Annotated in this window: 26 protein-coding genes and 2 tRNA genes; 23 read left to right on the top strand and 5 right to left on the bottom strand. The window is 52.6% G+C overall.

The genetic code is table 11. The annotated features are described in order from the left end of the window. The first annotated feature begins 2 nt into the window (after positions 1-2). From rpoA2 to rpsG, 5 genes are read left to right on the top strand one after another with little or no spacing between them, the layout of a single operon-like run. Positions 3-1,178: a DNA-directed RNA polymerase subunit A'' gene (gene rpoA2 / locus A7C91_RS07275; protein WP_068666217.1), complete on the top strand. Its 1,176-nt coding sequence runs from the start codon at positions 3-5 to the stop codon at positions 1,176-1,178. A 13-nt stretch (positions 1,179-1,191) separates the two neighbouring features. Beyond that, a complete protein-coding gene (locus tag A7C91_RS07270) occupies positions 1,192-1,494 on the top strand; it encodes a 50S ribosomal protein L30e (RefSeq protein ID WP_068666215.1) in 303 nt (100 codons plus the stop codon). Beyond that, entirely contained in the window at positions 1,494-1,931 is a 438-nt protein-coding gene (locus A7C91_RS07265) for a NusA-like transcription termination signal-binding factor (RefSeq protein ID WP_068666213.1), read from the top strand. Before A7C91_RS07270 ends, A7C91_RS07265 begins: the two co-directional genes overlap by 1 nt. A gap of 10 nt (positions 1,932-1,941) precedes the next feature. Beyond that, entirely contained in the window at positions 1,942-2,385 is a 444-nt protein-coding gene (locus tag A7C91_RS07260) for a 30S ribosomal protein S12 (RefSeq protein ID WP_012571180.1), read from the top strand. A 5-nt stretch (positions 2,386-2,390) separates the two neighbouring features. After that, the gene (rpsG, locus tag A7C91_RS07255) at positions 2,391-3,038 is read left to right on the top strand and encodes a 30S ribosomal protein S7 (protein WP_068666211.1); all 648 of its coding nucleotides are present in this window, start codon (positions 2,391-2,393) and stop codon (positions 3,036-3,038) included. 98 nt (positions 3,039-3,136) lie between these two features. On the opposite strand, the gene A7C91_RS11220 is transcribed toward rpsG, so the two are convergent. After that, the gene (locus A7C91_RS11220; RefSeq protein WP_199920002.1) at positions 3,137-3,310 is read right to left on the bottom strand and encodes a hypothetical protein; all 174 of its coding nucleotides are present in this window, start codon (positions 3,308-3,310) and stop codon (positions 3,137-3,139) included. 507 nt (positions 3,311-3,817) lie between these two features. Here A7C91_RS11220 and A7C91_RS07250 point away from each other — a divergent pair. The 3 genes from A7C91_RS07250 to A7C91_RS07240 all read left to right on the top strand — a co-directional run bounded on the left by A7C91_RS07250 (position 3,818) and on the right by A7C91_RS07240 (position 5,227). Beyond that, entirely contained in the window at positions 3,818-4,267 is a 450-nt protein-coding gene (locus tag A7C91_RS07250) for a hypothetical protein (protein WP_068666209.1), read from the top strand. Continuing rightward, the gene (locus A7C91_RS07245) at positions 4,182-4,643 is read left to right on the top strand and encodes a hypothetical protein (RefSeq protein ID WP_082871995.1); all 462 of its coding nucleotides are present in this window, start codon (positions 4,182-4,184) and stop codon (positions 4,641-4,643) included. Before A7C91_RS07250 ends, A7C91_RS07245 begins: the two co-directional genes overlap by 86 nt. Before the next feature lie 176 nt (positions 4,644-4,819). Next, a complete protein-coding gene (locus A7C91_RS07240; RefSeq protein ID WP_199920001.1) occupies positions 4,820-5,227 on the top strand; it encodes a hypothetical protein in 408 nt (135 codons plus the stop codon). 11 nt (positions 5,228-5,238) lie between these two features. On the opposite strand, the gene A7C91_RS07235 is transcribed toward A7C91_RS07240, so the two are convergent. Continuing rightward, the gene (locus A7C91_RS07235; protein WP_068666203.1) at positions 5,239-6,360 is read right to left on the bottom strand and encodes an alkaline phosphatase family protein; all 1,122 of its coding nucleotides are present in this window, start codon (positions 6,358-6,360) and stop codon (positions 5,239-5,241) included. Between the two features lie 73 nt (positions 6,361-6,433). Continuing rightward, positions 6,434-7,684 carry an Nre family DNA repair protein gene (locus A7C91_RS07230; protein WP_068666201.1) on the bottom strand — a complete coding sequence of 417 codons (1,251 nt, stop codon included), beginning with the start codon at positions 7,682-7,684 and terminating at the stop codon, positions 6,434-6,436. 110 nt (positions 7,685-7,794) lie between these two features. Here A7C91_RS07230 and A7C91_RS07225 point away from each other — a divergent pair. The 3 genes from A7C91_RS07225 (at position 7,795) to A7C91_RS07215 (ending at position 8,527) form a co-directional block, all read left to right on the top strand. Beyond that, positions 7,795-7,880: transfer RNA gene (locus A7C91_RS07225), tRNA-Ser, on the top strand. A 20-nt stretch (positions 7,881-7,900) separates the two neighbouring features. Then, positions 7,901-7,975: transfer RNA gene (locus A7C91_RS07220), tRNA-Cys, on the top strand. A gap of 348 nt (positions 7,976-8,323) precedes the next feature. Next, entirely contained in the window at positions 8,324-8,527 is a 204-nt protein-coding gene (locus tag A7C91_RS07215; protein ID WP_068666199.1) for a MoaD/ThiS family protein, read from the top strand. A gap of 1,392 nt (positions 8,528-9,919) precedes the next feature. On the opposite strand, the gene A7C91_RS07205 is transcribed toward A7C91_RS07215, so the two are convergent. Then, the gene (locus tag A7C91_RS07205) at positions 9,920-11,116 is read right to left on the bottom strand and encodes a pyridoxal phosphate-dependent aminotransferase (RefSeq protein WP_068666195.1); all 1,197 of its coding nucleotides are present in this window, start codon (positions 11,114-11,116) and stop codon (positions 9,920-9,922) included. Positions 11,117-11,299: 183 nt separating this feature from the next. Between A7C91_RS07205 and A7C91_RS07200 the strand changes: the two genes are divergently transcribed. The 12 genes from A7C91_RS07200 (at position 11,300) to A7C91_RS07145 (ending at position 17,431) form a co-directional block, all read left to right on the top strand. Further along, entirely contained in the window at positions 11,300-11,545 is a 246-nt protein-coding gene (locus A7C91_RS07200; protein ID WP_068666193.1) for a hypothetical protein, read from the top strand. Then, positions 11,542-12,123: a LysO family transporter gene (locus A7C91_RS07195; protein WP_068666191.1), complete on the top strand. Its 582-nt coding sequence runs from the start codon at positions 11,542-11,544 to the stop codon at positions 12,121-12,123. Before A7C91_RS07200 ends, A7C91_RS07195 begins: the two co-directional genes overlap by 4 nt. Positions 12,124-12,178: 55 nt before the next feature. Next, positions 12,179-12,364 carry an HTH domain-containing protein gene (locus A7C91_RS07190; protein WP_234394333.1) on the top strand — a complete coding sequence of 62 codons (186 nt, stop codon included), beginning with the start codon at positions 12,179-12,181 and terminating at the stop codon, positions 12,362-12,364. A 207-nt stretch (positions 12,365-12,571) separates the two neighbouring features. After that, on the top strand, positions 12,572-12,856 hold the full coding sequence (locus A7C91_RS07185) for a 50S ribosomal protein L44e (protein WP_012571193.1): 285 nt from the start codon (positions 12,572-12,574) through the stop codon (positions 12,854-12,856). 3 nt (positions 12,857-12,859) lie between these two features. Continuing rightward, positions 12,860-13,057 (top strand): 30S ribosomal protein S27e, encoded by a 198-nt coding sequence (locus A7C91_RS07180; protein ID WP_012571194.1) that lies wholly within the window; start codon positions 12,860-12,862, stop codon positions 13,055-13,057. A 95-nt stretch (positions 13,058-13,152) separates the two neighbouring features. After that, positions 13,153-13,980 (top strand): translation initiation factor IF-2 subunit alpha, encoded by an 828-nt coding sequence (locus tag A7C91_RS07175; protein WP_068666189.1) that lies wholly within the window; start codon positions 13,153-13,155, stop codon positions 13,978-13,980. 11 nt (positions 13,981-13,991) lie between these two features. Then, a complete protein-coding gene (locus A7C91_RS07170) occupies positions 13,992-14,168 on the top strand; it encodes an RNA-protein complex protein Nop10 (protein ID WP_068666187.1) in 177 nt (58 codons plus the stop codon). A gap of 4 nt (positions 14,169-14,172) precedes the next feature. Beyond that, entirely contained in the window at positions 14,173-14,973 is an 801-nt protein-coding gene (locus A7C91_RS07165; RefSeq protein ID WP_068666185.1) for a proteasome assembly chaperone family protein, read from the top strand. A 140-nt stretch (positions 14,974-15,113) separates the two neighbouring features. Further along, a complete protein-coding gene (locus tag A7C91_RS07160; protein ID WP_068666183.1) occupies positions 15,114-15,728 on the top strand; it encodes an energy-coupling factor ABC transporter permease in 615 nt (204 codons plus the stop codon). Then, complete coding sequence (locus tag A7C91_RS07155) at positions 15,725-15,973, top strand: PDGLE domain-containing protein (protein ID WP_068666181.1); 249 nt, start codon at positions 15,725-15,727, stop codon at positions 15,971-15,973. The genes A7C91_RS07160 and A7C91_RS07155 overlap by 4 nt, the downstream gene beginning before the upstream one ends. A gap of 1 nt (position 15,974) precedes the next feature. Then, positions 15,975-16,634, top strand: a complete 660-nt coding sequence (locus tag A7C91_RS07150) for an energy-coupling factor transporter transmembrane component T family protein (protein ID WP_068666179.1) — start codon at positions 15,975-15,977, stop codon at positions 16,632-16,634. Continuing rightward, positions 16,631-17,431 carry an energy-coupling factor ABC transporter ATP-binding protein gene (locus A7C91_RS07145; protein WP_068666177.1) on the top strand — a complete coding sequence of 267 codons (801 nt, stop codon included), beginning with the start codon at positions 16,631-16,633 and terminating at the stop codon, positions 17,429-17,431. Before A7C91_RS07150 ends, A7C91_RS07145 begins: the two co-directional genes overlap by 4 nt. On the opposite strand, the gene glmM is transcribed toward A7C91_RS07145, so the two are convergent. Continuing rightward, entirely contained in the window at positions 17,421-18,788 is a 1,368-nt protein-coding gene (gene glmM / locus A7C91_RS07140) for a phosphoglucosamine mutase (RefSeq protein WP_068666175.1), read from the bottom strand. The two genes, A7C91_RS07145 and glmM, sit on opposite strands and share 11 nt — an antisense overlap. Positions 18,789-18,796: the final 8 nt, after the last annotated feature.

Genomic DNA, 18,796 nt, shown 5'->3' with positions numbered 1-18,796 from the left:
AGATGGTGACGCCAAAGACCATTAAGAGCCTCGTAGATAAGGCAGAGCTTCCAGATAACCTTAAGGAGGAGCTCTACAGCAAGCTCATCGAGTACAACAAGAAGTACAAGCTCAAGAAGGCGGAGATCGAAGCCATAATCGAGGAGACCGTGAAGGAGTACCAGAATGCGCTCATCGAGCCTGGCGAGGCCATAGGAACGGTCGCAGCCCAGTCGATAGGTGAGCCCTCCACACAGATGACCCTCAACACCTTCCACTACGCGGGTGTCGCTGAGATTAACGTCACCCTCGGTCTGCCGAGAATCATCGAGATTGTTGATGCCAGAAAGAACCCGTCCACTCCAATCATGACCGTCTACCTCAACGAGAAGCACAGATACGACAGGGAGAAGGCCCTGGAAGTTGCGAGGCGCATTGAGGGAACCACCATAGAAAACCTCGCGAGGGAGATGAGCATAGATATCCTTAACTTCGAGTTCATCATCGAGATTGACCCCGAGAGGCTTGAGAAGAGCGGCCTCGACATGGAAAAGATTCAGAGGAAGCTGGAGAGCTCCTTCAAGAGCGCGGAATTCGAAGTGGACGGCTACACGCTCATAATGAGGCCCAAGAAGGTAACCAAGCTTTCAGACCTGAGGAGGCTCTCCGAAAAGGTTAAAAAGCATCGCTTGAAGGGTCTCTCAGGCGTCGGAAAGACAATTATCAGGAAGGAAGGCAACGAATACGTCATCTACACCGAGGGCTCCAACTTCAAGCAAATACTCAAAGTCCCGGGTGTTGACCCGACGAGGACGAGAACGAACAACATCCACGAGATTGCCGAGGTGCTCGGAATCGAGGCTGCTAGGAACGCCATCATTGAGGAAATCGTGAACACGATGCGTGATCAGGGTCTTGAGGTTGACGTCAGGCACATCATGCTCGTCGCCGACATGATGACGCTCGACGGCGTCATACTGCCCATAGGCAGGCACGGTATAGTCGGGGAGAAGGCCAGCGTGCTGGCCAGGGCTGCCTTTGAGATAACCACTCAGCACCTCTTCGAGGCGGCCGAGAGGGGCGAGGTTGACCCGCTCAACGGTGTCGTCGAGAACGTGCTCATCGGACAGCCCGTTCCAGTCGGAACGGGAATAGTCAGGCTGGCAATGAATCTCCCCCTGAGACCGAAAAGGGAGTAGGGAGGTGTGATTGATGGACTTTGCATTTGAACTTAGGAAAGCTGAAGAAACTGGAAAGATAATCATGGGTGCTAAGAAAACCATCCAGTACGCGAAGATGGGCGGAGCCAAGATGGTTATCGTCGCGAAGAACGCCAGGCCAGACATCAAGGAGGACATCTACTACTACGCCAAGCTCAGTGGAATACCGGTTTACGAGTTCGAGGGAACCAGCGTCGAGCTCGGAATGATCCTCGGAAGGCCACACACGGTTTCGGCTTTGGCCATAGTTGACCCCGGAGAGAGCAAAATCCTGGCCCTTGGGGGTAAGGAGTAATGCCGCTCAAGCTCAACACTGACCAGATCAAGTACATAGCCCTCTTCGAGAGCATGACGGGAGCGACTGTCATGGACTGCCTCATAGACAGCAACAGGAACAGGCTCATCTACGTCATCAAGAAGGGCGAGATGGGACTGGCACTCGGAAAGAAGGGTGCTAACGTCAAACGCGTCCAGAACATGCTCGGTAAGGAGATAGAGCTCATCGAACACTCCGACAATCCGGAGGAGTTCCTGAGGAACATTTATAAGAGCCTCGGGGTAAAGGTTAAAAAAGTCCACATTACCGAAAAGAGGGATGGTAAGAAGGTCGCCCTCCTCGACATAGGCCCGCGCGAGAAGCCGCGCGCCATCGGAAGGGGCGGCCAAAACATCAACCTCGTGAAAGAGTTGATGGAGAGACACCACGGTATTCACGACGTGGTCATAATTTGAGGTGATGCTCATGCCAGGAAAGAAGGCTCCGTATGGAGAGTTTGCCGGTAGGAAGCTCAAGCTCAAGAGGAAGAAGTTCCGCTGGAGCGACATTAGGTACAAGAGAAGGGTACTCAGGCTCAAGGAGAAGAGCGACCCGCTTGAGGGAGCCCCGCAGGCCAAGGGTATAGTCCTTGAGAAGATAGCCGTCGAGGCAAAGCAGCCCAACTCTGGAATGCGTAAGGCCGTTAGGGTTCAGCTCATCAAGAACGGTAAGGTCGTTACCGCTTTCACCCCTGGTGACGGCGCTATAAACCACATCGACGAGCACGACGAGGTTATCATCGAGGGAATCGGCGGTCCAAAGGGTGGTTCGATGGGTGACATCCCAGGAATCAGGTACAAGGTCGTCAAGGTGAACAGGGTCTCCCTCAAGGAGCTCGTCAAGGGCAGGAAGGAGAAGCCAAGGAGGTGAAGGACATGGCCAAGCCGCTTACCGGGAGGTTCTATCAGCCTAAGGAGCTCAAGGTCATGGGCAGGTGGAGCGTTGAGGATGTCGTTGTGAACGACCCCTCGCTCAGGCCCTACATCAACCTTGAGCCAAGGATTCTTCCGCACAGCCACGGAAGGTACGCCAAGAAGCCCTTCGGCAAGGCCCAGGTTCACATCGTCGAGAGGCTCATCAACAAGGTCATGCGCAGCGGTGCCAGCAGCCACAAGGTCGGCGGCCATTTCATGAGGAGAGAGCACCGCTCCCTCATGAGCAAGAAAATGAAGGCCTACGAGGTTGTCAAGGAGGCCTTCATGATCATCGAGAGGAGGACAAAGCAGAACCCAATTCAGGTTCTCATAAGGGCTATCGAGAACTCCGCCCCAAGGGAAGATACGACCACCATTGCATTCGGTGGAATCCGCTACCACATGGCCGTTGACGTTTCACCACTCAGGAGACTCGACATAGCCCTCAAGAACATCGCCCTCGGTGCGAGCGCCAAGTGCTACCGCAACAAGACCAGCTACGCCCAGGCCCTTGCCGAGGAGATAATCGCTGCTGCCAACAAGGACCCGAAGAGCTTCGCCTACAGCAAGAAGGAAGAGATAGAGAGGATTGCCCAGTCCTCAAGGTGAGGGCTGGCAGGTTTCTTCTTCCCTTCTTATTGTTGGCTAAAAATTATCAAGCCAGTTTTTCATAGCCGTCGGGCCATATTCTGGCAGGCATCGAGTTTCTAAATTTCCTCATCGCCCGCTGTCCATGTGGCAAGGTTATTTAGCTCCGAGTGTATCTCTTTCGGTGATATCATGAGGCCAGCATCTCTGCTGATCCTGGCAATTCTATTCCTCAGTCTTATTCCATCCGCGGCTTCAACTGTAGCGACATCTGGGTATGAGGGAGTTGGCATAAACCCAGCAGGATTTCGCCTAGGCTCCTGGGAGCTCGAGGGAGTGAACGTTATCGTGCCGGCGAGAAGGGTGCACTCGGACAGAGATATCCCCTCTGGGACTGGCTGCTGAGCGAGCCATGGCAAGGAAACCTCTCAACTGGGGAGTATGAGATTTCTGAGAATGAAGGTGTCATTAGGGGCACCTTAAAGGACGGTTCTTTGCTCGTAGAGAAGAGGTTTCGGGTTCTCGACTCCAACAGGGCTCTCCTAAACGTGACGTACACCAACACTGGAAATTCCACATTCAAAAGTCTCGTGAGCTGAGACTCCTTTGATCTCGGCTATGCCATGGCCTATCAGGTTACCTTGGAAAGCCCGGCGATGAGCAGGAGATATGGATGGAAAACGGGCAACGTCACATCGAGGAGAATAACTGGGTGAGACTCAGAACAAAGGTGGAAGCCCTTGGCCTGGTGGACTCTGACGAGGACCTGACTAGAGGGAGAAATCATCGCAAGCACAACTATGAGGGCCTTCGAGAAGGGAAAGCCCCTCAAGGTAGTCTTTGTCTGGCACCACCATCAGAGCCCCGAAGTCTGGCCCAACGGGACGCTACACGGCCCCTGGGCCCTCGTGCACACCTACGAGGACGAACTTGAACCCTACTATGACGGCGGCGCCTACTACTTCCACGCATGGATTCTCCAGAAGTACCCTGAGATTAAGATGACCTACCACCTTTCCCCTTCATCCTCTGGCGGTGGAACCTCACAAACACCGGCTGGCCAGAGCTATCCTTCCTACCAGTGCTTCACGCCAGAGAGTCCCGAGGCCGAAAAAGTCAGGGAAGCGATGAGACTGTACAGAGACTTATACGAGAGGGGGCCAAATAGAGATACTCTCCAGCTACTTTGCCCATCCGATAAGCGGCTACCTCGCGGAACGCTACGGCGGGTTCGATATACTGGATTATGAGCTTTCTCTGGGAAAGAGAACGACGGAGGGAGTTATGAGTGTAAACGCGAGCGGTATGTGGCTCCCGGAGATGGCCTTCAGCCCGAAGCTCGTTCCCCTGCTCGAGGAGCACGGTGCCAGGTACACTGTCCTCGACGACCGCTGCCACCTGAATGTCATCTACCCCTACTCACCGTACCACTTCTACGGAATTGAAAACTCCTCGATCAGGGTTCTGTTCAGGAATCATACCATAAGCGACGACTTCGCTTTTAACAACTTCAGGAGCGAGGACGAAATCCTCATGGTAAGGGAAGGTGACCCCGAACGCGGAAGTTGTCACGATAGCGGCAGACAGCGAGAACTGGATACTATTCTCCCCCCAATCCCTGCTTAAATGCAAAGTACTTCGAGTACCTCCTTCAGTACCTTCAGGAGGCTCAGGAGAAAGGACTAATCAAGACTGTAACCCTTGGGGAAGCGGTTAACGAGCTCCAGCCCTAAAAGAATATCACTTCTCTAACCACTTCCTGGCTCTGTTCGTGGAACAAATGGACGAAGGAGAAGGCCTCGGTGCAGAGTCCGATGTGGGAGCACGACGAAGAGGTGTACAACCTCACGCGCGAGTACCTTGAGAATTGTGGGAAGGATGAAATCTACGAAAAGGCCCTCTATAGACTTGCCCAGGCCCTAGACAGCGACTTCCGCTGGGCGGAGTTCTCGTATCCACCCCACGTCTATGCATGGCTCAATTGGACGGAAAATCTTGTGAAGGATGGATTGAAAGGGTGCGGCTCTACGAACGTCACTCCAACGACAATGACCACAACAACGTCTGCAGCCATCCTTCACGACGCTACCTCGGCCACCGAAACCCACTCGACATCTGAAAAAGGAGAGAGCAACAGGTTCTCGATATGTGGCGTTGGGGCATTATCTATCCTTTCCCTGCTCGTCCTCCTTCTGAGAAAGAAGGAGTGAACCCCAACTTTTCATTTTATCAAACTCTTTCCCACCATGTTTCCGGGCTTTTCTAAGCCAAAGAAGTCCAGAACCGTCGGCGCTATGTCCATGAGGCCCGCGTTTTCAAGCTCAACGTTCTCAAATCCCCACAGTATGAGTGGGACTTTAACAACCGGCTCGTTCATCGAGCCGTGCATGCCCATTACCCAGTGGCTTTCACCCTTAATCCCCCTGCACATTCTGTGGGAGCAGAACCAGTAGCCGGGCTTGGCCGAGACTATCAGCTCGCCGCTCAGGGGCGTGTCAAGGTGGGATAGCTCATCGCGGAAAAAGACTTCTTTAACCCCCGGCGCTCTTCGGAGAACCTCAAAGGCATCCTCGGTCTGGTTCGGGTCTCTGAGATAAACGTGAACCCCACCGCCAGAGGAGACACGGAGCGTCTCGATGCCGTGCTTCCTGAGGTAAGTTTTCAGGTTCACCCAGGTGTGAACTTCCTCCTGTCCGTGGTCGGCGAAGATTATGAATGCGTACTCGTCTTTCATGCGCTCCCAGAGGGTTCCGACGGCGGTATCGACGATCTTAACAGCCCTCAAAGCCCCCTCGCTCAGCGGCCCGAAATCGTGGCCCATGCCGTCTATCGAGGCGAAGTGGACAAGGAGCAAATCCGGTTTGCATTCCTCGTATAGGTAAATGGCCGAGTTCATGACCCAGACGTCCTTCCTCCAGTCACGTCCATACTGGCGGTACATCTTGTCGCTTGCAAAGAAGGGGGGAAAGATCCTAACGTCTGTCCCGCTGAATGGCGGCATGGTGTAGCCGCTTACCGCGGCCGTTCTGACACCCCTCGGACGGAGCAGGTCAACGATGGTAGGGGCCTTTATGACCCGGTGGGGGTTGAAGGCCACCTCATAGCCATAGAAGTTCACCTTCCTATCAGCCAGCCTGTCGTAGTAGCCGTTCTCGACGACGCCGTGATCCTTGGGCCATACCCCCGTCATCACGCTGGTGTGGACTAAGTCAGTTAACGTTGGAAAGATTGAATCGACGACGGCAAGCTCCCCCGACTCAGCCAGCTCGCCCAGGAAGGGCATGTGCTTGAGGTTGTAGACCCCGTTGCCATCGATGCTTACGAGAGCGAGCTTTTTTCTCATGTCACTACCTCCAAGTGTCAGCTGACGTGCACTCATCACCTCTCAGTGAGATGGAGTGGTCATAATCCACCCGCTATTCGGTGAGGCGGTATAAATTCTTTCCGAGCCACTCGTCAAGGGTTTTCTGCCTCGCTAGACTGCCGAGTATATGGCTCCTTGCAAGATACTTCTCGAACGGATGCTCAAGGCGACGCTTTATTGCCTCTAGGGCTTCATTGAGCATCGAGAAGCGCCCAACCGGGTTCTCCATAGCCTTCTTAACGCCCAGCCTTATCTGCCAGACACCGACGGAAGCGTAGTACTTCGGAGTGACTTCGCGGAAAACAACAATCCTCGCCTGCCTCCCCCTCGCTCTCAAAGCTTCAAGAACGCTCAGACGGGCTGCGTGGTAGGCTCCGGCCGTTTCCTTTACGTATCCCGTTCTTCCGCGGAAGTCCTCGTAGTCATGGATAACACTCGGCGCCTCACTTCCGAAGAGCGAACCCTTAAGCCAGACCTCAAGCAGCTCGAAGGCGTAGCTCTCTGGCATAAGGAGAATCGCATAGCGGTTGCCGAGGAATTCGTAGAAGTAGACCTCGTAATCGTTTATCTCTGGATAACTGAGGATTTCTCTCCGGAGGTTGTTCCCTATGGTGTCCTGGACAGCCGTTATGCTCCACCTCGTTGGCACGAGCTTCTTATCAAGCCCGAGCAATCCCGCAGAGAGGAGCCTTATAATATAGTACTCGTCGAAGCCCCAGTTGTAGAGGCGCATTATTGCCTGCTCGGCCTTGAGCTCGTCGCTCACCACGTAGTCGGTTCTTCGCGGTATTTTAGGGTTCTCCGTGAGCTCAAAGTCCAAAAGCTCCGCCTTCGGCCCTATTGGCGGGGCAAACTCACTTGGAAGGACTTTAAAAACGGGCTTTCTCTTCAAGAGTATCTCGCTGTCAACTGGCCTTATCGACATGGCCAGCTCCTGAACCTCGCCGAGTATTCTTCCGCTCCTCCTTACGTGGATGTCTGCCGTTGTCTCGCCCATAACCAATAGCGAGCGGTAGTAGAGGATGTCCTTTATTGTATTGTTCTCCCACTTGAGGGGATTATCTAGGTGGCTCGTGTTTCCCTCAATCGGCGGCACAAGAGGGCCGATTCTAACCTTGGGATAGCCATACTCACCGACGAAGATGCTTGGCGGGGATGAGCCGAAGAGGTGGCGCTTGTTGAGCCTTTCCTCGACTCTCTTGGCTACCCTGAACCTTTCGAGAATCGGGCAGGTTGGTCTGCCGCAGAGGAGCTTTCTGCCCTTGCAGACGGCACAGAGCTTGGAATTGAAAAGCTGGGTCATCGGGGATACCTACTCTAGAAGGTATTTATGGTTTGCCAATGCTGGCATCTCTAGTATCTTCCAAAAAACTTAAAAACCCCCTCCAGCTCATATAACTCGGGCATTGGAGTGCCGCGGTAGCCTAGCCTGGTAGGGCGCCGGCCTGCTAAGCCGGTGGGCGTGGCCCACAGGGGTTCAAATCCCCTCCGCGGCGCCAAATCTTTCTCTGGGTCGAATGCCGGGATAGCCTAGAGGTGAGGCGGTGGACTGCAGATCCACTTTACGGGGGTTCGAATCCCCCTCCCGGCTCCATAACGAAAGACAAGGGGCTCCGCCCCCTTATCTCTCTGTATCTTAAACCCCCGTAGTGGGGCTTCGCCCCACGACCCCGTTCTTCTTTAAAACTCCGGGGGGCTAACGCCCCCACACCCCAAACAACCTTTTGCTAACGCAAAGCGTTGCTTTCACTGGCCACCATTCCCCTCCAACTCAACAGAAGGGGAACTCTTTTGGTCAAGCTTTTGGAAAAAGCTTGCTGGTGCAAAAGTTGATGGCCTAAGAAGCAGTGGCCCTCATCACCCCCTCGGTGCCGGGCCAAACTTTCCTCATCGGCCGGGAGGTTTTATAAACGCTTAAAAGATATGCCTTTCGGTGGTGACGATGATCAAGGTCAAGGTCATTGGAAGAGGAATAGAGAAGGAAACTGAGTGGAGGAAGGGAATGAAGATTGCAGATGTTCTCCGCGAAGTGGGCTTCAACACAGAGAGTGCGATAGCGAAGCTCAACGGCCGCGTTGCCCTGGAGGACGAGAACGTGAAAGATGGTGACTACGTGGAGGTTATTCCTGTAGTTTCGGGTGGATGAAGCAAAGTCACAAATAACTTTCAATATGTTGAACAAAACCGAATTTTTAGTTTTAGGCAGTAGTTTGGCCAACGGGAGTTTTTAATTTATGTATTCTTGGAGCGAAAGTGTTATACAAAACTTGCAATGATTATACCTAGTAATCCTCTGGGAAAGGGGCAAATGCGGAAATGGGCAGTAATGTTTTATTGGACTGTTCGTTTTGAGTAGTCTCGAGTACATACAGAAAGGAACAATCCGGGAATTCTACGCCACCTCAAAGACCTGCCAGAACGCAAGTATGGAGATGTCGGAAGTTCCTGCAAGTGGGCAAATACACACTGTGGTGAATGTTTTGCACCGGATCAAGCAAGGTCTCAAAATTTCGTGGTTTGTACTAAGGATACATATGGAAGCCTGTGTGGATGGGACTGGGTGGTAAAGTGGTGATGATACATGGGCCGAAATAAAGCGGCAATTTCAATTTTAATCTTTTATTTGCTCTTTGTATTCTTTCTACCCAAAGGCCTACTTATTCCAGCAGATGTGAAAGATGTAGATTTTGAAGAAGCCTCGAGCGCTTTGCATTGTCCCCCAAATATCCATATTAAAACCGAGTACTATCAATATAAGCGTAACCATTTTGTGAACTTCACTTTTATCCAGAATCAGACTCCCATAGCAAAGTATAAGAAGAGTTAAAGGAGTGCACCTATGTCTTCCTGAAGGCATATTAGTTTACGCCTACTACCCTGGGAGCTCTAGGTCTTGGGCCGGAACAACTTTGGCATTGTTTGATTACAATATGAGCCTCAAATGGTGGAGGCTTTCTTCAGGATACCCACTCAGGTACACCCGAGACGGTCTCATTCTAGTTAGTTCTGCCCCATTTGACTCTGAGGTAAGTCCTGTGCATATCTCATAAATATCTCTACTGGAGAGACAACATTCAGATTCTACCCCGATGTTTTGGGAGCCCATATCTCTGATGTCAGAATTATCGGTGACAAAGCTTACGTGACCGTTGGGTGGCCAGATAGAGGGTGGTCTTCCCTTAAGGCTAAAGTAATCCTTTACATTGTGGAAGGGAAAAAGTTAAGAGGAAAACAATTACAAGCATCAACGGCGAGGGCCTTGGAATTAGAGTGCTTGTAGACGCTGATGACAGCCACGTTGCAGTGGCATATTATCTTAAAAATGAGAAAGGCGAAAAAAGAACGGAGTCTGCATTTACATGGCAGGCCATTTAATCAAAATTGCCTGCAAGAGCTTCAATGAGCGGCCATAGGATGGGAAAATTGATGGAAACATAGTTTACATCAAAACATGGAACAGCGTAAAAGCCTACAAAATAATCGGTCCATGAGAACTCTCATTATTTTTCTTTCCCCACCAGAGAAAATGAAGAGGAAATCAGGAACTTAGCCTCTTCCTCATGAAGGCCTCAAGGCTGTCCATGGCCTGCTCCAGTATCTCAACCGACGGCAGGAAGACCGCCCTGAAGTGCCCGGCACCGTTCCTTCCGAAGCCGGATCCATGGACGAAGAGTACGTGAGCCTCGTGCAGGACGTCGAGGACGAACTCCTTGTCGCTCTTCCATGGGCCCTCTTCAATTTTCGGGAAGATGTAGAAGGCTCCCTGCGGCTTCTGGGTGCTTATTCCCGGTATCTCGTTGAGGCGCTTGTAGATGTAGTCTCTCCTCTCCCTGAGCTTCACCATGTATTCCCTGAGGTAGTCCATCGGACCCGTGAGGCCAGCTATGGCTGCCTTCTGAGCAGGTGTGTTCGGACATAGTCTTATCCTCGCCATCTTGTCTATCGCTTCCCTCAGCTCGTCGAGCTTGCCCTCGGGATCGACGTAGTACATGTAGCCCAATCGCCAGCCGGTGGAGAAGTAGACCTTCGAGAGGCCGTTCATAACTATAACTGGCACGTCCTTAGTGATGGAAGCCGGAGAAACGTGCTCTCCATCGTAGGTCATGAGGTCGTATATCTCGTCGCTTATGACGAAAAGGCCGTGTTCGCAGGCTATATCGAGTATCTCCTTCAGAACCTTCCTATCGTAGAGGGCACCAGTCGGGTTGTTAGGGTTGATGACGGCTATTGCCTTCGTTCTCTCGGTTATCTTCTTTCTTATGTCATCGACATCGGGCTGCCAGCCTTCTTCTTCAATGGTTCTGTACTCGACGGGGATGCCATCGTAGAACTTTACAAGGCCAACGTAGGGCGGATAGCTCGGACCAGGTATGAGAATCTCATCCCCCGAGTCGATGGCGGCACCGAATATGAACTGCAGGGCTTCCGTAACCGCCGCAGTAACGCGCACATCGTCGGGCGTTATATCAACACCGTTCTTTTTCTTCTCGCGTTCAACGATGGCCTTTCTAAGCTCAAAGTCTCCCTCACTCTCTCCGTAGTAGTTGTGGCCTTCCATGATGGCCTCGCAGTAGGCCTTTCTCATGTGCTCGGGCGGCTGGAAGTCGTATTTGACGGGATCGCCTATGTTGAGTCGTATTACCTTTATCCCCTTCTTTTCAAGCTCTCTGGCAGGAAGGACAACATCCCTTATGGCGTATTCAATGCCCATGGCCCTCTTAGATGCGCGAATCATAACCACCACCGGAGACGGTTGAATGCTTCCTCATAAAAACCTTAGCATAGCTTTAAAAGCGGGTGTGGATAACTAAAACGGGCGATGACGATTAGCAAGCATGCTGAGACGATGCGGAATGATGACGTGAACACCCACCGAGCCCCTCGATACGTTTATTAACCTTCAGAGGAACTTCGCTGCATGAACATATTCATTCCCCTGCTTTTGGGAGTCCTCATAGGGTACCTTCTAAGGCGGAAGAACAAAAAAGTCAACGTGGATCTCCCAATGAGCGCTGCACTCTTGTTACTGATATTCTTCATGGGGGTTGAGGCTGGAAAGGTCAAAATCAACGCCCTATGGCTCTTCACTTCTTCAATAATCTTCGCGGCCTTAACAATAGTCGGTAGCGTCGGCGTGGCACTGCTTCTGGGGGGAAGAAGATGAGGTTCCTGGCTTACGTTTTGACTTCCCTTTTTGTGGGAATACTGGTCGGTCACTTCTACGCCCCGGACTTCGGCAACCTGCACGAGATAATGCTCTACATCCTGATATTCCTGATTGGCATAGACCTCGCCCAGAGCTTCAGGATCAAAGAGATACGAAAGCTCGGAAAGCTCGCCCTCAAGCTGCCCCTTGGAACCCTCGCAGGTTCTCTCCTTGGAGGGCTGGCAGCTTCGCTGATCCTCGGGATAGACCTGAAATGGGGGCTTACCGTTTCAGCGGGCTGCGGTTGGTACAGCCTAACCGGGCCGCTGATAGCCCAATACTCGGCAGTCTACGGAACCCTGGGCTTCCTCGCCAACCTGACGAGGGAGATATTCACGGTTCTCCTCTATCCCGTTGCAATCAAAAGAATTCCCAAGGAGTTAGCGGTCTCAATGGGTGGGGCAACGACCATGGACACCACCCTGCCAATAATGACCAAGTTCGGCGGGAGTGAAGTCGCTCTAATAGCCTTTGTCCACGGGTTCATCCTCACTGCTCTCGTTCCATTTGCGGTTCCATTCATCCTTCAGTTTTAACCAATAAGCTTTTAAGTTCAAACATTTTAGGTTCTTTTGACAAACTCCAAAGGTGATGAGAATGAGCGAGGTTGAGCTGGTGTTCAAGGTTTTAAAAGAAGCTGGAAAGCCACTTAAGAGCAAGGAGATAGCCGAGCTTGCCGGCATCGACAAGAAAGAAGTCGATAAAGCGATAAAGATTCTGAAAAAAGAGGGCAAGATAATCTCGCCGAAGCGCTGCTACTACGCGCCAGCCGAGTGAGTCAGCCAGGTATTTTCTTCCAATTTCTCCAGCAGGGTCCACTTTCGATTTCCTTCACTCCGCTTTGAGAGTCCACTGGAATTCGTCCCAGTCGATAGCAAAAACATTTTTAAAGCCTCACGATTAGCGAGGGTTGCAGGATAATCCCTTATGGCTCGGGGGTGTCCGAGGAGAAGAACCCACCGGGCCCTCTGTGGAGGTGAGAGAATGAAGTATCCAAAGCAGATAAGGACTTACTGTCCGTTTTGTAAGAAGCACACCATCCACAAGGTCGAGAAGGTCAAGAAGAGGCCAAGGAGCGAGCTCAGCCAGGGTCAGAGGCGTTTCAGGAGAATCATGAAGGGTTACCGCGGTTTCCCGAGGCCGAACCCAGCTGGAAGGGAAAAGCCAGTCAAGAAGCTCGACCTTAGGTTCAGGTGCACCGTCTGCGGTAAGGCCCACACGAGGGGACAGGGCTTCCGCGTTAAGAAGTTCGAGCTCGTGGAGGTGTGATGCATGGCGCTCCCGAAGAACCTCATCCCGATGCCGAGGAGCAGGTTCCTCCGCGTCAAGTGCATCGACTGCGGCAACGAGCAGATAGTCTTCAGCAACCCGGCTACCACCGTTAGGTGCCTCGTCTGCGGTGCTACTCTCGTCGAGCCCACTGGCGGTAAGGGCGTTATCAAGGCCAAGATACTCGAGGTTCTCGAGTGAACGCCTTTCCTTCTCTTCCCTTTCAGCCTTCTGCTAAACTTTAAAAACCTCTTTCCGTAAATTACTCAGGTAGAGAAAATTTTGAGGTGGTTAAAATGCCGAGGAAAGCCAAGGAGTACCCTGAAGAGGGAGAGTTTGTCATCGCGACTGTCAAGAGCATCCATCCTTACGGTGCGTTTCTCAAGCTCGACGAGTACCCCGGTAAGGAGGGATTCATGCACATAAGCGAGGTCGCCTCCACATGGGTTAAGAACATCAGGGACTTCGTCAGGGAGGGCCAGAAGATAGTGGCCAAGGTTATCAGGGTAGACCCGAGCAAGGGACACATAGATTTAAGCCTCAAAAGGGTGAACCAGCAGCAGAGAAAGGCCAAGCTCCAGGAGTACAAGCGCGCTCAGAAGGCAGAGAACCTTCTCAAGATGGCGGCAGAAAAGCTCGGAAAGGACTTCGATACGGCCTGGCGCGAGGTCTGGGTTCCGCTCGAGGAGGAGTATGGAGAAGTTTACGCCGCCTTTGAGGACGCGGCCCAGAATGGCATAGAGGTTCTGAAGGGCATAATCCCAGACGAGTGGTTCGAGCCCCTCAACGAGGTAGTCACCAACTACGTCGAGGTTCCAACCGTTACCATTGATGCGGAGTTCGAGATAACCGTGCCAAAGCCAAACGGCATTGAGATCATCAAGGAGGCCCTCATAAGGGCCAGGGACAGGGTGAACGAGGAGAAGGACATCGAGGTCAAGTTCACATACCAGGGAGCGCCGAGATACAGGATAGACATAACTGCACCCGACTACTACAAGGCCGAAGAGGTTCTTGAGGACATCGCCGAGGAGATTCTCAGAGTCATAAAGCAGGCGGGCGGAGAGGCAACCCTCCTGAGGAAGGAGAAGAGAATCAAGAAGATAAAGAGGAGAGGCGCCTAAAGGGGATTTGCATGAGGTTTCGCATAAGGAAGTGCCCCGAATGCGGGCGCTATACTTTAAAGGAGACCTGCCCCGTCTGCGGGGCCAAGACAAGAGTGGCCCATCCGCCGAGGTTCTCGCCAGAAGATCCCTACGGCGAGTACAGGCGGAGGCTTAAGCGCGAGCAGTTGGGGCTAACCAAGGGGTGAGAGCATGAAGGAAACCAGGATTTACGTCTACGAGAGGCCTCAGCTGAGAGACCCCGTGTTCATCGAGGGGCTCCCGGGTATAGGCCTCGTTGGAAAGCTCGCAGCCGAGCACCTGATTCAGGAGCTTGAGGCAGTTAAGTTCGCCGAACTTTACTCACCGCACTTCATGCACCAAGTGCTCATCAAGAAGAATTCCGTCGTTGAGCTGATGAAGAACGAGTTCTACTACTGGAAGAACCCCGACGAGAACGGGAGAGACCTCATAATTATCACAGGTGACCAGCAGGTTCCTCCAACAGACAGTCCCGGCCACTTCGAGGTCGTTGGCAAAATGCTTGACTTCGTGAGCGAGTTCGGAGTAAGGGAAATCATCACGATGGGCGGCTATCAGGTGCCAGAGCTTCAAGGCGAGCCGAAGGTTTTAGCGGCGGTGACCCACGAGGAGCTGGTTGAATACTACAAAGCCAAGCTGGAAGGCTGCCAGGTAGAGGTCGTATGGAGGGAGGACGAGGGAGGCGCTATAGTTGGTGCCGCCGGACTGCTTCTCGGTGTGGGCAAGCTCAGGAGCATGTTTGGGATATCGCTCCTCGGGGAGAGCCTCGGCTACATCGTCGATGCCAAAGCGGCTAAATCCATCCTCAGTGCTGCAACCAAGATACTTGGCATTGAACTGGACATGAGCGCCCTCGATGAGCGTGCAAAAGAAACCGAGGAGATACTCAAGAAGGTTCAGGAGATGCAGAGAGCCATGCTTGAGCAGGCGATGCCCCCCACACCAGAGGAAGAGGACAGGGGCTACCTCTGATTTTCTTCCCTTTTTCAGGTCTCTTACTGGCTTCTGGTACATCCAACCCATGGTTAATAATACCGGGTTGCAGAAACACTTTTATATAGTGCTATCTTTTTTGACTTTAATAACACCCTTGGGTCAAGGAGGGAGATAAATTGCACATACCAGACGGGTTGTTGAGCACACCAGTTATAATAATGACTTACACAGTAACCATAGCGGGCATTCTGTACTCAATTAAAAAGCTCGGGGACTTTCCGGAAGAGAAGATACCTCTCCTCGGCCTCTTTGCGGCTGGAATCTTCGCGGCCCAGATGGTCAACTTCCCGATAATCGGGGGAGTCAGTGGGCATCTGCTCGGAGCGACGCTCGTGGCCATAATGCTTGGCCCGTACGCGGCGGTAGTAGTCATGACTGCGGTGCTGCTCATCCAGACATTTCTATTCGGCGACGGTGGAATAATGGCCATGGGGGCGAACATCCTCAACATGGGTCTTATCGGAGCGTTCGTTGGCTACGCTATCTACACCAGGCTGAAGAACATCAATGAGGCTTTCGCCATGGGCTTTGCCGCGTGGCTTTCGGTGCTCCTGGGAGCAACGATGACTGCTATCGAGATAGGCCTCAGCCAGAGCCTGCCCTTCACCAAAGTTCTCACCCTGATGATAAGCTATCATGCTATAATCGGCATCGGCGAGGCCATACTCACTATACTCATCGTCCAGGCCGTTAGGATGAAGCTTCCCGAGATAGAGGGGGTGACCGCATGAGGACGATAGTGAATGGGCTCACCGTCATAGTCGTTATATTGGCCATAGTCCTTCCGCTGGCCTCGAGCAATCCCGATGGTTTAGAGGCCACCATGGAAAAGGTCGGCCTCGAAGAGAATCCCATCTACCACGCCCCCCTCGATTATGGCGAAAGCTGGGTCCAGAGCTTCGCCATGGGGCTCCTCGGAGTAACCTTGACCTTCATGGTTGGCTACGGCTTAGCAAAGCTCGCCAAGGGTGCCTGAAGTGTACCTGCCGTTCATTTTTATTTACGCGATTGGCGTCGTTACCCGAAAAAGCCTGAGTGAGTTAGCTTATTTTGCCCTCCTGTTCCTCGCTGTAGCCATTATGATGAGGCTTAAGAAGAGAGTTCTCCTCAACCTCGGATTCCTCCTCGGGTTCGAGGGGCTACTCTTCATCCTTGCCCTCTTCAATCCTGGAAGACCAATTCTCGATACCCACATAGGGTCAATAACCCACGAGGGACTTTATTTATTCTTCCTTCTCCTTGGGAAGGCCTTTCTATCCGCGGGAACCGCCGTAGTGATAACCAGCTCGGTCGGCTTTTCAAGGATACTCGCAGAGATGGAGACCCTGAAGTTTCCGAGGATGCTCATCCTGACGCTCGCGTTCACATACCGCTACCTCGACCTCTTTGCAGAGGAGGCCGAGAGGATGAAGCGGGCCCTCGATTCCAGGGCCTTTGGAATCGGGAGAAAGGAATACTACCGGAAACTTGGAGCACTCATAGGCGAAATTTTTGTGAGGGCATACCTTAGAAACGGGAGAATTTATAAGGCAATGCTCTCAAGGGGCTTTGGCGAGTTCCCAAGACTAGAAGAACCACGTCCAAATTTCTCAATCGGACTGCTGATGCTCCTCGCCATCGGGGGTCTGCTGATATGATAGAGCTGAGGGATGTTCACTTCTCGTACGCAGGAAGAGAGGTCCTGAGGGGTGTGAACCTCACCATCGAAGGGGAAGAAATTTTCGGAATTCTTGGACCCAATGGGGCTGGAAAGAGCACGCTTGTTCTTCATCTCAACGGCATACTGAAGCCGAAGAAGGGAAAGGTGATTATAGACGACCTCGATCCCGCTAAGAACCCCAAGGAGGTTCGAAGGAAGGTTGGCATCGTCTTTCAGGACCCAAACGACCAGCTGTTCTCGCCGACTGTCTTCGAGGACGTTGCCTTCGGCCCCTACAACCTCGGTCTCCGCGGGGAGAAGATGAGGGAGAGAGTCCTGTGGGCACTGAGACAGGTCGGTATGGAAGACTACGCCAGCAGGGAAACAAAGGAGCTCAGCTTCGGCGAAAAGAAGAGGATAGCAATAGCCACGATTCTTGCAATGGAACCCGAAATCATCGTCTTTGACGAGCCCTTCGCCAACCTTGATTTCAAGGGAAAACGGCTCCTCGGGGAGTTGATAAGGAGGATGAAGGAGGAAGGGAAGACGGTAATTCTGGCCTCCCACGAGGCAGAATATCTGACCCTCTGCGACAGGATAGCCCTGATGGACAGTGGGAAAGTAATAACCGTCGGAACGCCTGAGGAGATACTCGGTAATCCCAGGCTCCTTAGAGAGCACAACCTTGAGGTCCCATCCATCGCGGAGCTGTTCCTAAGCTTGGGGCTGAAGGTTCCAAGGAACGTTGAAGAGGCAAGAAAAATACTCGAAGAATGGAAAAGGGCTAAGCTATAGCCTTCTCCAAAAGCTCCAAGCCAAGGTCGAGGTATTCCCTTGCCTTTTCTTTGCTCTTCGCCTCGCTGAAAACCCTTATTATCGGCTCCGTTCCGCTGGCCCTGACCAATACCCAGCCGTCGTCGAAGAGTATCTTGGTTCCGTCAGTTGTATCGATGGTGTAACCTCTCTCGCTGGCCAACTCAGCCACTTTAGCGACTATCGCCTTCCTGTTGCCTTCGATATGCATTTTCGTCTTGAACTGGTAGTACCTGGGGAGTTCATCTATAAGCTCGCTGAACTTCTTACCGCTTTTCGCGAATATCTCCACGATTTTTGCCGCTGTCATGGCCCCATCCCTGCCGAGGACAAAGTCTGGAAAGATTACGCCGCCGTTCTCCTCGCCACCTATGGTTCCGTCGTGCTCCAACAAAGCCCTCGCCACTATAAGGTCGCCGACCTTCGTGCGCATTACCTCGGCATTGTTCCTCTTGGCTATGTCATCAAGCAGGTAGGAGGTAGCGACGGTTGTGACAAGCAGCCCTCCGCCGTTTTCTCTGAGAACGGCATCGGCAACCAGCGCAAAGGTCTTATCACCCTGAACAAAGTTGCCGTTCTCGTCAATGAAAACGGCTCTGTCGGCATCTCCGTCCTGAGCCACTCCAAAGTCCGCCCCGAGAGCCTTGACAACCTTCATGAAGTCCCTAAGATTTTCCTCGTTGGGCTCAGGATTTCTCGCAGGGAAGTGGCCGTCTGGATGGGCGTTTACGCTGACGACCTTACAGCCCAGCTCCATGAGAAGGTATGGTAAAGTGAGCGAGCCGGCACCGTTGGACGTATCGACGACTACGGATGGCTTCCTCTTCCTTATTGCCTCAACGTCCACCCTAGATTTTATGGCGTCGAGATAGGGCCTTATTATGTCCTCCTTTCTAACCTCCCCGATTTCGTCCCACTTGGCCCTGTCGAAGTCCTCGTTGAAGAACAACTCCTCAACTACCGCCTCCCTCTCCTTCTTCAAGCCCATGCCGTTGGGCTCGAGGAGCTTTATGCCGTTGTATTCAGGCGGGTTGTGGCTTGCCGTTATTACCGCTCCGCCGTCGGCCTTGAAGTACCTGCAGGCGAACTGTATGGCTGGAGTTGGAGCGACTCCGACATCGATAACGTCACATCCAACACTGAGGAGACCGCTTATTAGGGCATTTTTGAGCATCTCGCCGCTAACGCGGGTGTCCCTGCCGACAACTACCAGCGGCTTCTCCATTCCTTCCCTCTTCAGCATCGTTCCGAAGGCTATACCCATCCTAAGCGCGAACTCGGGGGTTATCTTCTCGTTGGCTATCCCCCTGACGCCGAAGGTTCCGAACAGCTTTCCCATGTCTTTCA

The sequence above is a fragment of the Thermococcus piezophilus genome, assembly GCF_001647085.1.
Taxonomy (GTDB): domain Archaea; phylum Methanobacteriota_B; class Thermococci; order Thermococcales; family Thermococcaceae; genus Thermococcus; species Thermococcus piezophilus.
The sequence above is the reverse complement of the archived record's forward strand: the minus strand, read 5'-3'. Positions and strand labels throughout refer to the sequence as shown.

Excerpts from the sequence above, each read along its gene's own strand:
- rpoA2 (WP_068666217.1), top strand. The coding sequence starts at position 3 with ATGGTGACGCCAAAGACCATTAAGAGCCTCGTAGATAAGGCAGAGCTT.
- A7C91_RS07270 (WP_068666215.1), top strand. The coding sequence starts at position 1,192 with ATGGACTTTGCATTTGAACTTAGGAAAGCTGAAGAAACTGGAAAGATA.
- A7C91_RS07265 (WP_068666213.1), top strand. The coding sequence starts at position 1,494 with ATGCCGCTCAAGCTCAACACTGACCAGATCAAGTACATAGCCCTCTTC.
- A7C91_RS07260 (WP_012571180.1), top strand. The coding sequence starts at position 1,942 with ATGCCAGGAAAGAAGGCTCCGTATGGAGAGTTTGCCGGTAGGAAGCTC.
- rpsG (WP_068666211.1), top strand. The coding sequence starts at position 2,391 with ATGGCCAAGCCGCTTACCGGGAGGTTCTATCAGCCTAAGGAGCTCAAG.
- A7C91_RS11220 (WP_199920002.1), bottom strand. The coding sequence starts at position 3,310 with ATGCCAACTCCCTCATACCCAGATGTCGCTACAGTTGAAGCCGCGGAT.
- A7C91_RS07250 (WP_068666209.1), top strand. The coding sequence starts at position 3,818 with ATGAGGGCCTTCGAGAAGGGAAAGCCCCTCAAGGTAGTCTTTGTCTGG.
- A7C91_RS07235 (WP_068666203.1), bottom strand. The coding sequence starts at position 6,360 with ATGAGAAAAAAGCTCGCTCTCGTAAGCATCGATGGCAACGGGGTCTAC.
- A7C91_RS07230 (WP_068666201.1), bottom strand. The coding sequence starts at position 7,684 with ATGACCCAGCTTTTCAATTCCAAGCTCTGTGCCGTCTGCAAGGGCAGA.
- A7C91_RS07215 (WP_068666199.1), top strand. The coding sequence starts at position 8,324 with ATGATCAAGGTCAAGGTCATTGGAAGAGGAATAGAGAAGGAAACTGAG.
- A7C91_RS07205 (WP_068666195.1), bottom strand. The coding sequence starts at position 11,116 with ATGATTCGCGCATCTAAGAGGGCCATGGGCATTGAATACGCCATAAGG.
- A7C91_RS07200 (WP_068666193.1), top strand. The coding sequence starts at position 11,300 with ATGAACATATTCATTCCCCTGCTTTTGGGAGTCCTCATAGGGTACCTT.
- A7C91_RS07195 (WP_068666191.1), top strand. The coding sequence starts at position 11,542 with ATGAGGTTCCTGGCTTACGTTTTGACTTCCCTTTTTGTGGGAATACTG.
- A7C91_RS07190 (WP_234394333.1), top strand. The coding sequence starts at position 12,179 with ATGAGAATGAGCGAGGTTGAGCTGGTGTTCAAGGTTTTAAAAGAAGCT.
- A7C91_RS07185 (WP_012571193.1), top strand. The coding sequence starts at position 12,572 with ATGAAGTATCCAAAGCAGATAAGGACTTACTGTCCGTTTTGTAAGAAG.
- A7C91_RS07180 (WP_012571194.1), top strand. The coding sequence starts at position 12,860 with ATGGCGCTCCCGAAGAACCTCATCCCGATGCCGAGGAGCAGGTTCCTC.
- A7C91_RS07175 (WP_068666189.1), top strand. The coding sequence starts at position 13,153 with ATGCCGAGGAAAGCCAAGGAGTACCCTGAAGAGGGAGAGTTTGTCATC.
- A7C91_RS07170 (WP_068666187.1), top strand. The coding sequence starts at position 13,992 with ATGAGGTTTCGCATAAGGAAGTGCCCCGAATGCGGGCGCTATACTTTA.
- A7C91_RS07165 (WP_068666185.1), top strand. The coding sequence starts at position 14,173 with ATGAAGGAAACCAGGATTTACGTCTACGAGAGGCCTCAGCTGAGAGAC.
- A7C91_RS07155 (WP_068666181.1), top strand. The coding sequence starts at position 15,725 with ATGAGGACGATAGTGAATGGGCTCACCGTCATAGTCGTTATATTGGCC.
- A7C91_RS07145 (WP_068666177.1), top strand. The coding sequence starts at position 16,631 with ATGATAGAGCTGAGGGATGTTCACTTCTCGTACGCAGGAAGAGAGGTC.
- glmM (WP_068666175.1), bottom strand. The coding sequence starts at position 18,788 with ATGGGAAAGCTGTTCGGAACCTTCGGCGTCAGGGGGATAGCCAACGAG.